Origin of the sequence: Chitinophaga sp. (assembly GCF_039596135.1) — a bacterium.
In the GTDB taxonomy this organism is placed as follows: Bacteria; Bacteroidota; Bacteroidia; order Chitinophagales; family Chitinophagaceae; genus Chitinophaga.
In genome coordinates, this window is the sequence record NZ_JBCNKH010000005.1 from 16,646 (window position 1) to 29,185 (window position 12,540).

6 protein-coding genes are annotated in these 12,540 nt (G+C 45.2%); all 6 read right to left on the reverse strand.

Annotated elements, in window-relative coordinates; all coding sequences use genetic code 11:
- Positions 1–24 precede the first annotated feature (24 nt).
- Positions 25–3,216: a TonB-dependent receptor gene (locus tag ABDW16_RS05300; RefSeq protein ID WP_343668220.1), complete on the reverse strand. Its 3,192-nt coding sequence runs from the start codon at positions 3,214–3,216 to the stop codon at positions 25–27.
- Positions 3,217–3,411: 195 nt separating this feature from the next.
- Positions 3,412–4,362 (reverse strand): FecR domain-containing protein, encoded by a 951-nt coding sequence (locus ABDW16_RS05305; RefSeq protein ID WP_343668221.1) that lies wholly within the window; start codon positions 4,360–4,362, stop codon positions 3,412–3,414.
- A 685-nt stretch (positions 4,363–5,047) separates the two neighbouring features.
- Complete coding sequence (locus ABDW16_RS05310; RefSeq protein ID WP_343668222.1) at positions 5,048–6,481, reverse strand: amino acid permease; 1,434 nt, start codon at positions 6,479–6,481, stop codon at positions 5,048–5,050.
- Between the two features lie 176 nt (positions 6,482–6,657).
- Positions 6,658–7,269: an OmpH family outer membrane protein gene (locus ABDW16_RS05315; protein WP_343668223.1), complete on the reverse strand. Its 612-nt coding sequence runs from the start codon at positions 7,267–7,269 to the stop codon at positions 6,658–6,660.
- A 115-nt stretch (positions 7,270–7,384) separates the two neighbouring features.
- Complete coding sequence (locus ABDW16_RS05320) at positions 7,385–8,062, reverse strand: DUF4397 domain-containing protein (protein ID WP_343668224.1); 678 nt, start codon at positions 8,060–8,062, stop codon at positions 7,385–7,387.
- 97 nt (positions 8,063–8,159) lie between these two features.
- Positions 8,160–12,455 carry a DNA-directed RNA polymerase subunit beta' gene (rpoC, locus tag ABDW16_RS05325; protein ID WP_343668226.1) on the reverse strand — a complete coding sequence of 1,432 codons (4,296 nt, stop codon included), beginning with the start codon at positions 12,453–12,455 and terminating at the stop codon, positions 8,160–8,162.
- Between the last annotated feature and the right edge of the window lie 85 nt (positions 12,456–12,540).

The window sequence follows — 12,540 nt, forward strand, 5'->3', positions numbered from 1 at the left end:
ATATATATGTGTGAAACGCGTTTACTAGAACTTGTAACTGATTGTAATGCTATAAGTACGGCCTGGCTTCGCTTCATAATTGATCAGATCTTTTCCGTTCTGATACAGCAATTCTTTGGTAGATGGAGTCTTTTTCCCGTTGGTAATGTCAGCATCGCTATAACTGTTACGATATACAAGCGATGAGCTATTCAGCAGGTTGGCAATATTCAGCTTTACTTCGCCCTTTTGCTTCATAAACCTTACTGCCAGCTGCGCATCCAGCGATTCCAGCGGACGCTCATACAATGAATAGATAAAAGCTACATCCGGACGGAACATGCGGTTTGATATATAATTGTATACCAGGCTGAATGAAGCAGGTTTTACATCGTAGAAGATACCCGCATTCAACATGTAATTGCTGGCGCCAGTCTGGGGTCTCTTTTCTTCTTTTCCTATCGTTTCGAGCGGTGTTACTTTCAATGGGTTATTTGGGTCTACAGCATTGTAATTCACGGTCATCGGTGTTACGTATGCCCTCAGTGCCGTGAAGTTGCCATACAGAATAATGTTACGCAATACAGGCACCTTCGTAAAGCCGAGCGACTTGCGCACCTCCAGTTCCAATCCGTAATTCTTTGCATTTTTATTATTCTTCAGGTTATAGATACCACCACTCTGCTCGTCGTTGTAAATCTCCATAGAGTAACCAAACTTCTTATAGAACAGAGACATAGACAACACCTCTCCCGCTCCCGGATACCATTCATAACGGAAATCATAGTGGTGAGCAATCGTTGACCTTACCAGTTCACTCTGGTAAATACCACCTAATTCAAAATCGTATTCCCTGAAGAACGACATTTCACGCAGGTCAGGCCGGATAATACTCTTTGAGTATGCAAGACGCAGGTTCATCATGGGAGTCAGACTATAAGTCAGGTTTACGGATGGGAAGAAATTCCAGTTAGGCTCCCTGTTTAGTAACTCACTATAATCAAACTGCTCTTCAGTGCCACGGGTACTGTTGATATAATGGAATAATGAATCCAGTGCATCATTCGCTTTGTTCAGATTGTAGTATTCGGCTCTTACACCCCATACCAGGCGCCACTTGTCGCCGATTTTATCATCCAGCATCAGGTACATACCGTGCAATGCTGCTGTTTTATGAAAATCGTCAGAGAAATCACTGATGTAAATGCTGCCTCCTCTTTCTGGTGTGAATGCCTGCGCTAATGGGGGATAGTCAGCCGTATTGTAGTTTTTAGAACCGGTATTCAGTACATAGAATAACCTGTCTTTTCTCCAGCCGGCATAGCCTGCTTTGAATATGTTCTGGGAAACAAAATTGCCCGGACTAAAATTGAACGGCACTGTCACACCTGCATCCCAGTTGTAGTTCTTCTCGTAAGCACGGCTCCACCAGCGCAAAACACCTTCACTGATACCACTGCTAAATGGGTTGCTGATATTGAATTCATTGGATTCCAGTTTGTCGTCTGTAATCACATTTGCCAGCATCTGGTGATTGTCCGGCTTCTGTTTGTCCATGACTAAATAACTACCCATCCACTTGAATTTCACACCCCTGGTACCTATAGCATGTTCACCTTTTAACTGATGTTGCCAAAGGTCCGTTTGTGTAGTCAGATCATAATAACCCAGCAGCATACCACTTGGATCAGAGTGTTGTCCTTTACCTACAATTAGCTGCTGATCGTAAGTTCGCAGAAACAAAGCCTGGTATCCTATACGTGTACGGGGGGTTCTTAATCCGATACCTGCCAGTCCACCCAGATTGGTAGTGAGTCCAAAACGCTGCCCGCTAAAACCTGCACGATCAGGATCATCCGCATTTACCTTACCATCAAAATTATCCCGGCTCATCCTGATGTCCTGTGTCTGAAAAGTATTGCGGTAACTTGCAGACGCCACCACACCAACCTGGTTTTTACCCGATACATTGAATACTTTACCGGCAGAGAGCTGGTAGTTTTGGGAAACAGGGGCTTTCATTTCATACACACCCCAGTTATTACTGAATGCGGTTGCCTGATTTCCCTTGGCGCTATAAGCAGCCTTAATTTCTGCTGTATTATTCCAGTCCAGTTTACCCAACAGGTCGCGGTGAGGCGCTGCTTTGCCCCAGTATTCGCTTCCATCTAATTGAAGAGAACGAAAATTTTTGCCGGTGGTCATGCTATTATAACTGCTACCTGCCGCTACGTTCAGAAAATTCTGTGAAGGAATGTCCAGGGTATTGACTTCTACCAGACCCCCTCCAAATTCAGCACTACGATCCGGTGTCAGGGTTTTTACCACCGTTACGTTTTCCACAATGTTAGAAGGAATAATGTCGAAACTGAAGTTCTTTCTGTTCAGCTCTGTGCTGGGCATTACCTGTCCATTCATTACTGCCTGGTTGTACCTTTCGCTCAGACCACGTACTACTACATATTTATTTTCCATGGTAGACAACCCGCTCACACGCTTCAGTACTTCACCAATATTTTTATCAGGTGTGCGGCTGATTTGTTCAGCACTGATACCGTCCGTAATACCTGCGTTATTCTTCTGAATAGCATATAACCCTTCTACAGATGCACGCTTATAGTTGCCAGTAACGGTAACTTCTTTCAGGCGGGAACCTGTACTTTTCATTACTACGTTCAGCGGTGTTACACCTTTGGCGGTTACATTTATATCTGTAACCTGTCGGGTGTCGTAAGACACATAGCTGAATGTAAGGGTGTATACACCCGGATTCAGACTCAGTTCATATATACCATCTACGCTGGTCACAGTTCCCTGTCCATTGCTGGCCAGAATGGTCACACCCGGTAATGGTTCGTTTTTGGCATCTACAATCTTACCGCTTACACGGCCTTTTTCCAGGGCGGCATTGCGGAGCTGTTTGCCTTGTTTTAACGCCACTGTATTGTTCACGTAGGTGATGTCAATCGGTGCATAGTCATCCAGGTAATGTAATACGGTAGATAATGACTGCCCATTGAACTTCACTTCTTCCAGTGTACAATGTTGCAGGTACTCTGGGTCGTAAGCAAAAGTGTACTTAGTTTGTTGTTCAAGCGATTTTACAACAGCTGCTGCATTCGTGTTCGCAAGGTTTACAGATACCTTGTCGTTCAGAGATTGGTAAGACTGCGCTGACAGCGCCACAGGTATCCCTGCGAGTAAAAAACACAACAGGAAAGTCTTCCATGTTCGCATAACTTCCCCATTACAAAATCTTTGTGTAGATTTTTGCATACTTTAGAATTACTTTAAGTTTAATAATGATAGCTCGGGTTGTCCCCTACAGTGGCGTGTCAGTACGCCAATACAGTTAATATCGATGTGTCTCTTTAATTAAAAATCAATTCCCATTTTTTCCATGTCTTGTGCTGCATGGTTTTGTACAGTTTTTTAGTTTTTGTTGTTGTTTGTTGGTGTAACTATCGCATATGTGTTATTGCCTCTTTTCTCGATTTTAAATCCATGTACATATTGCATCGCTTCCAGTATATTTTCAACCGGCGTGGAGGCCGGGAATGTTCCTGATACTTTGAGATCCTTTTTAATTGATGGATCTATGACAATCTTACAACCAGTGCGGGCTTGCATACGGGCGAAGGCATCGGCCAGCAGGGTCTTGTCAAATACCATTTTCCCCTGTCTCCAGTCATTCACTTCCTGCAGGTTGAAATTGACAGGGGCGAACGAAACCTGGTCATCGCGCCATGCTATCATCTGACCGGGTTGCAGTATGCAGGAAAAGGCAGAGGTAGCTACAGATACTTTTCCTTCCAGCAGGCTTACCTGGATACTGCCATCTGCTTTGCTGGTGGTACTGATATTGAATGCAGTTCCGAGGGCGGTAGTGACCAGTTTGCCGGTATGCACACTAAACGGTCTTGCCTGGTCACGTTTTACGCTGAAATAGGCTTCGCCCTGTAACCATAATTCACGGGTACTATCGTTGTATTGCTGATTGTATATTAATGATGAATGCGGGGCCAACCATACTTCTGAACCATCGGTCATTGCTAAACGTTTGATGTCGTTACCAGAATTGGCCAGGGTATCCCATGTGAAAGCAACTAAATTTTTCCCTGCTGTACCACGCTGCCATTGCCACATCCAACCCAATACACCAAGCAATATGGCTACTGCAGCTGCTGCACTATACCAGCGACGGAACATATTCCGCTTTATACTTACAACCGGGGTGGCAGCACTCTCATTGTACACCTGTTCAAACCACTCATCTGCTTCCGGCGTTGCAGGCTGACTGAGATAAGCTTCTACCAGCTTTACCTCTTCGTCCGTGCAGTTACCCTTAAAGTATTTTTCCAGTAGAGAATTATCAATCATCATTTCATATGGTAAATCAACATAGAGAGTACGCTGCAAAAAAGAGGGAGTACTAATCAAAAATTGGAGTTAATAATTGCTTAACATAGGAGCAAAAAAAAAGCGTAGGGTAGATACCTTACGCTTGTTGTTAAGATTGTCATGTGAATGTTCGAGAATGCAAATCGTGTAGGCTTTTAATGGTTTACCATGGGGCTTAAGATCTTAACATATCTATAAGCCCCCACCCAATGAGAAAAATATCCTGAATGATTTATAAAATCAGTAAATGTCTTTTCGAATATAAGTTATACGTGTTTAGTCTTCCGGCAATTTTTGCTACACCCAGCAGGAAACAATGACAAGGTTTAATACATCATTATCCTATGCAACAATACTTTGTTTACACACAATCCTAAAGTCGTTGACACTCATTCCTATCCGTATCGGTCTGTATTGCTGCGGGCAACACATCTGTTGTTGTGATGTCTATGATAAGATACCCCACCAGGTACACACAGTGTTGACAAAGGGTTTTCTATTCATACGTGTTCGTCAAGGGTTACACACAAACCAATTCGTCGGGTCCATCCGGAAGTCTCTATGCAAATTACATCAATTCACTGAAATTTCCACAGCAGTCACATAAATTTCCAACCATTTTACATACAACTTTTGTGTCACATTACGCTTTTTTTGTCTTCTCTAGCTATTTGGACCGTGCCATCGCCACATAGTACACTGGAATACCTAACAAGATAATACCCAAGCCTGATATAGCATAGTTAAACTCAAATTTCAGTAATAACAACGCTAATGATGCCGCAACTATTATATACAACAAAGGTAATACAGGGTAACCAAATGCTTTGTATGGGCGGGGCATGTTCGGTTGCTTACGGCGAAGGATAAATATTCCCAGGATAGTGATCACATAAAATATCAATACCCCGAATATTACCATGGTCAACAAATCTCCGTATTTTCCCGTCAAACATAATAAAGAAGCCCACAGGCATTGAATCCATAATCCGTTGGCTGGAACATTAAACTTGTTCAGTTCTCCTGCCTTTTTGAAGAACAATTTGTCCTGCGCCATGGTGTAGTAGATACGGGCGCCGGCCAGGGTTAATCCATTATTACAACCGAAGGTCGATACCATGATCATAATCGCGATCACTATCGCACCTCCGTTACCAAAGATATGTGTAGCTGCTGCAACAGCGACGCGGTCTTTTGGTACAAACGCAATTTCCTGTAATGGTAACACAGCTATGTACATCAGGTTCGCACTTACATATACGATGGTCACCAGGAAAGTGCCCAAAAACAATGCCCTGCCAATGTTCCGCTGCGGATTCTTAATCTCCGCCGCAATGAAAGTAATATTGTTCCAGGCGTCACTGCTGAACAGGGACCCTTTCATAGATATTGCCACTGCACCAAACAATGCCAGACCAGACAACGCGGTAGTGACGATCGTTCCGTTGGCATCTTTTGTCAGGCTCGCCGCATCCCAGGCATGCGCCCAGTTAGCCGACCAGACTTCCGCTTTCGCACCCAGGAAAAACCCGAATACGATCAACCCAAACAACGACACCAGCTTTGCCAGTGTAAATACAGTCTGAATAATCTTTCCGTTCCGGATACCCCTGGTATTAATCCAGGTCAGTACCACAATAGAGATAATGGCCAGCACCTGGGCCGCAGAGACAGTAAAAAGCCCCAGATCCAGCAGGATATGATCCTCACTGAAAAATGGAACAATAAATGCTGAATACTTTGCAAATGCAACGGCTACTGCCGCTATCGTACCGGCCTGTATGACACCGAACTGTGTCCAGCCAAATAAAAACGCTATAAAGGGATTATAAGCCTCTCTCAGGTACACATACTGACCACCGGCACGTGGATACATACCAGACAATTCGCCGTAACTAACGGCGGCTATAATGGTCACAATGCCACCCAATACCCACATCAGGGTAAGCCATCCGGCACTTCCGATAGACCGGGTAATCTCTGCAGATACGAGAAATACACCTGATCCGATCATCGACCCGGCTACGATCATGGTTGCATCCAGCAAACTAAGGCTGGGACGGAACGCCGTCTGATGGTTATTTGTGTCCTGGTTACTCATAATTAGATTTTAGTCGATTGTTGCTCTACATCCTCAAACTCAGTGGAATTACTCAAAAACAAGATGGCTTGTAACTACCAAAAATCCCGTTTCGTAAATGTTTCAGTCTATCTGAAACTTCACGAAACGGGATTCCAAGTTAAAACTTTTTTATATGTTTTTGCTATAGCAACTATTTATTTTTTCGCATTGGCTGCATCTGCCTCATTCAGCCCCTTGATCACCTCAGGAGTAATGTCGTACTTTTTGTCTTTGAACAGGATGTTGCTCGCACCTGTACGATAAGACATGATGTATGCATAACGCTTGTCGCTGTTGAATTTCTCCAGGAAATCGTTCAGCCTCTTCTGCAGTTCTTCGTTAAATTTGTTTTCCTGTTCAGCATACTGGGCACGCATGTTCTGCGCTTTGCCTTCCAGCTGTTGCTGTTTCTGATACAGGGTACGCTGAGCAGCCTCACCTTCTGACTGGGTCATACCGTTCGCCTTACGTTGGAAATCAGCAGCTTCGTTCTGTAACGCACGTACATTTGCCTGCAATTCGTTCTCGATAGCCTGTTGCTTGGTTTCCAGCTCAGTTTTCTTTTGCTTGAAATAGTTATAATAAGCTTCTACAGTATCAATATCCACATAAGCAATAACGAGACCGTTCGAAGCGGTCGAAGCGCTGGTACCTGCTGCAGGTGCTGATGATTCGGTGTCCTTTTTGGCAGGTTGCTGGCAAGCCATAAATGTTCCAGCTGCGAATGCTGCCAATAATCCGCTTTTCACAATTTGTTTAGTGCGCATGTTGTTAGGTGGATTTTTTACTCTCCTTAAATACATTTTAAAAATTAAACGGCTAAAATAAGGTTTTTACGTTATAATACTAATGTCTGCAGTTTCTTAACAACTCTTTCACATTTTAATTATGCTGGAAAGTCACTACCTTAAAACTGTCAGCCACCAAAGCATTTCCATATACAACCCAACTATAACTTTTTCCAGCTTCAATGTTGAAATCTCCTGTATTACGGCTTGTTGAATCAGCATCCCGTATATCACGTGAATGGGCACCCGGGGTAATCTCCTTGAAAACACTTGCTCCCTGGTAGCCAATGTTGGAAAAAAACTCCGTACCATCTATACCAAAATCCAGGATCATCGCCGTTCCACTGGTGGTATAACTATCACTCAGGTTCACCACACGCAGGTAACCTACAGTCCTGCTGTTCGTGGCCCCCATTTTGTCTTCAGTGGCCAGGAACTGTAATACACCGTTGTGATTCTTCTCGAAGTAAACAGAATAATAATGGTTATTACGCAGGCTGATCTGGCCCTGTATCAGTGTATCTGTTCTGTCGCCAGTAGCAAAAACGCACAGTGTATAACGCTTTGCAGTAAAGGATTTATAACCAGTGTATTCGCCCAGGGTCAGGCCATTGCCCAGCGAGGTGGTATCCAATACAATATCATAACTGGCATCCGGGTTGGCCACAAACACATTCAGATAAGAAGTGGTGTCAGGTATAGAGCTATCACTATCCTTGTTGCAAGCCCAGATCCCTGCTAATACGACCAGTAATACAATGAGTTTTTTCACAATCAAACCTGTTTATAGAAATTGCCCGAAAGTTACACGTAAAAAAAATGCCCCGGCACTACGCACGGGACATTTTTTTATAGTTTGAGCGTTTCGCTTATTCTTCTTCGTCGAACTGGAACACTTCTTTGGAAGATGCCAGGATATCGTATTCTTCTTTGGAACCTACGATCATGTTTTCGAACTCGCGTAAACCAGTACCTGCAGGGATCAGGTGACCTGTGATCACATTCTCCTTCAGACCCAGCATGTCATCTATCTTACCGTTGATGGCAGCAGAAGACAGTACCTTGGTTGTTTCCTGGAAGGATGCAGCAGAGATCCAGCTATGTGTACCCAGAGACGCCTTGGTAATACCTTGCAGCAGCGGGCTGGAAGTAGCTGGTTTCGCATCGCGGAACTCAACCAGTTTCCTGTCCGAACGGCGCAGCAGAGAGTTTTCTTCTCTTACCTGGCGCAGGGTAACAATCTGGCCAGCTCTCAGTATACTTGATTCGCCAGCTTCTGTTACTACCTTCTTATCGAATATTTGGTCGTTTTCTTCAAAGAATTCAAACTTATCAACGGTATCTCCTTCGAGGAAGCGGGTATCACCCGGATCTTCGATGTTCACCTTACGCATCATCTGGCGTACGATCACCTCAATGTGCTTGTCGTTGATCTTCACACCCTGTAAGCGGTAAACCTCCTGAATCTCATTTACCAGGTATTCCTGTACGGCAAATGGACCCTTGATTGCGAGGATATCTGCAGGCGTGATAGAACCATCAGACAGTGCAGTACCTGCTTTCACGAAGTCACCATCCTGTACCAGGATATGACGGGTCAATGGCACCAGGTATTTCTTGATCTGACCTTCGCGGCTTTCGATGATGATCTCACGGTTACCACGTTTGATGTTACCGAAGGCTACCACACCATCGATCTCAGATACGATAGCAGGGTTGCTTGGGTTACGTGCTTCAAACAGTTCAGTTACACGTGGCAGACCACCCGTGATATCTCTCAGTTTACCGAGGATACGTGGGATCTTTACGATTACCTGACCCGCTCTTACTGTTTCACCTTCTTCGATTACGATATGTGAACCTACCGGTAAGTTATAAGATTTCACTTCCTTGTTACCATCTACGAACAGGGATGGGATCTTATTCTTATCCTTGGTTTCGATAACCACTTTCTCACGGTGACCTGTCTGCTCGTCAGCCTCTTCACGGAAGGTGATACCTTCAATGATGCTATCGAAGCGGATGTTACCAGCGATTTCAGATACGATAACGGCGTTGTATGGATCCCATGTACAGATCATATCACCTTTCGTTACCTTCTGGCCATCTTTCACCAGCAGTGTAGAACCGTAAGGGATGTTGTTGGTGATCAGGAGACGATCGTTTTTCACGTCTACGATACGTAATTCACCTGTACGGCCAATTACCACCTGTACTTTTTCACCTTCGTTGTTTTCGTAAGTAGTGGTACGCAGACCATCGAACTGTACGGTACCTTCAAACTTAGCTTGCAGACCGGTATCCACAGATGTAGAACCAGCCACACCACCTACGTGGAAGGTACGCAGTGTCAGCTGAGTACCAGGCTCACCGATGGACTGTGCTGCGATGATACCTACTGCATCACCACGCTGAGTCATATAACCGGTTGCCAGGTTCTTACCATAACACTTCACGCACACACCTCTGCGGCTTTCGCAAGTCAGTACAGAGCGGATCTCAACAGTGTCAATTGCACTTGCTTCGATACGGTGTGCAATATCTTCGTCGATCAGGCCACCTGATTCAACGATGATTTCGTCAGTATGAGGATCAAATACATCCTGCAGGGATGTACGACCCAGGATACGATCGTATAATGGTTCTACTACTTCTTCATTGTCTTTCAGCGCTGAAGTAGCGATACCACGCAGGGTACCACAATCTTCTTCGTTGATCACCACGTCTTGTGCAACGTCTACGAGACGACGGGTCAGATAACCAGCATCCGCTGTTTTCAACGCCGTATCCGCAAGACCCTTACGCGCACCGTGCGTAGAGATGAAGTATTCCAATACGTTCAGACCATCCTTGAAGTTGGACAGGATCGGGTTTTCGATGATCTCTGAACCAGTAGAACCACTCTTACGTGGCTTGGCCATCAATCCTCTCAGACCTGCCAGCTGCTTGATCTGCTGTTTGGAACCACGCGCACCGGAGTCAAGCATCATGTACACAGAGTTGAAGCCCTGTTTGTCATTCGCCAGCTCACGGATCAGCGTTTCAGTTACTTTGGTATCCACACGAGACCAGATATCGATAATCTGGTTATAACGTTCGTTATTCGTGATCAGACCCATGTTATAGTTATCCCATACTTCGTCAACCTCGCTGGCTGCACCGTCAATCATTACCTGTTTCACCTCAGGGATGATCAGGTCATTGATGTTGAAGGACAGACCACCACGGAACGCCGTACGGAAACCTAATTGCTTGATATCATCCAGGAACTTCGCTGTTTTCGGGATGTCGGTATATTTAATGATGTCACCGATGATCTCACGCAGTGATTTCTTAGTGAGCAGTGCGTTTACATAACCAGCTTCTTTTGGAACGTGCTGGTTGAAAATCACACGACCTACTGTCGTTTCGATCAGCTTGTTCACCAACTCACCCTTCTCGTTACGGATGTTTGCCTTTACGCGGATATTTGCGTGCAGGTTCACTTTCTGTTCGTTGTAAGCGATGATTACCTCTTCAGCAGAATAGAAAGCCATGCCCTCACCTTCTACTTTTTCAGTAGCGGTAGACTTCTTGCCTTTCGTGATATAGTACAGACCCAACACCATGTCCTGTGAAGGCAGGGTGATTGGTGTACCATTCTGTGGGTTGAGGATGTTGTGTGAAGACAGCATCAACAGTTGTGCTTCCAGGATCGCAGCATTGCTCAACGGTACGTGTACCGCCATCTGGTCACCATCGAAATCCGCGTTGAACGCAGAACACACGAGTGGGTGCAACTGGATCGCTTTACCTTCTACCAGTTTAGGCTGGAATGCCTGGATGGAGAGACGGTGCAGCGTAGGAGCACGGTTCAGCATTACCGGGTGTCCTTTCAGTACGTTTTCAAGGATATCCCAAACTACTGCTTCCTTCCTGTCTACCAGTTTCTTCGCAGATTTTACTGTCTTAACGATACCTCTTTCAATCAGCTTGCGGATGATGAATGGTTTGAACAGCTCTGCCGCCATATCTTTTGGCAGACCACATTCGTGCAGTTTCAGCTCAGGACCTACCACGATTACGGAACGACCAGAATAGTCAACACGTTTACCGAGCAGGTTCTGACGGAAACGACCTTGTTTACCTTTCAGTACATCGGAGAGTGATTTCAGCGCACGACCACCTTCCGCTTTCACCGCATTTGATTTACGGCTGTTATCGAAGAGGGAGTCAACCGCTTCCTGCAGCATACGTTTTTCGTTACGCAGGATCACCTCAGGAGCCTTGATTTCAATCAGGCGTTTCAAACGGTTGTTACGGATAATTACCCTGCGGTACAGATCGTTCAGGTCAGAAGACGCAAAACGACCACCATCCAATGGAACTAACGGACGCAGTTCTGGTGGTACTACAGGAATATATTGCATAACCATCCATTCAGGACGGTTTTCAACACGACCATTTGCTTCACGGAAAGCTTCTACTACGCTCAGGCGTTTCAGGGCTTCCGCTTTACGTTGCTGGCTGGTTTCGGTAGCAGCCTGGTTACGCAGCTGGTAAGAAAGGCTATCCAGATCGATTCTGGCCAGCATCATTTCTACTGCTTCCGCACCCATCTTAGCGATGAACTTGTTTGGATCATCGTCGCTCAGCAGCTGGTTATCCTTTGGCAGGGTATCCAGGATGTCGAGATATTCTTCTTCAGTTAACAGGTCGCCATAATTCAGGCCTTTCTCCTGTTTAGCACCAGCCTGGATGATCACGTATCTTTCATAATACACGATGGTCTCCAGTTTCTTGGAGCTCATACCCAGCAGGTAACCGATCTTATTTGGAAGGGATTTGAAATACCAGATATGAACAACAGGTACAACCAGGCGGATGTGGCCCATTCTTTCGCGACGTACTTTCTTTTCAGTCACTTCCACACCACAGCGGTCGCACACGATACCCTTATAACGGATACGTTTGTATTTTCCGCAATAGCACTCATAGTCCTTTACAGGGCCGAATATCCTTTCGCAGAACAAACCATCACGCTCCGGCTTATAGGTACGGTAGTTGATGGTTTCCGGCTTCAGCACTTCTCCATAGGAACGCTCCAGGATGCTATCCGGAGACGCCAGGCTAATGGTTATGCTATTAAAGTTTGATTTAGGACGATTTTCTTTCTTGATGGCCATTGTATGTTGTTTAAAGAAAATTCACATGGGAAAAAGAGTAGCGGCTTTATAAGCTGCAAGCCACAGGCCGCCCGCCCCTTTTTCG

Bases quoted from the DNA above. Each gene is read 5' to 3' on its own strand.
- ABDW16_RS05300 (WP_343668220.1), bottom strand. From the start codon at position 3,216: ATGCGAACATGGAAGACTTTCCTGTTGTGTTTTTTACTCGCAGGGATA.
- ABDW16_RS05305 (WP_343668221.1), bottom strand. From the start codon at position 4,362: ATGATGATTGATAATTCTCTACTGGAAAAATACTTTAAGGGTAACTGC.
- ABDW16_RS05310 (WP_343668222.1), bottom strand. From the start codon at position 6,481: ATGAGTAACCAGGACACAAATAACCATCAGACGGCGTTCCGTCCCAGC.
- ABDW16_RS05315 (WP_343668223.1), bottom strand. From the start codon at position 7,269: ATGCGCACTAAACAAATTGTGAAAAGCGGATTATTGGCAGCATTCGCA.
- rpoC (WP_343668226.1), bottom strand. From the start codon at position 12,455: ATGGCCATCAAGAAAGAAAATCGTCCTAAATCAAACTTTAATAGCATA.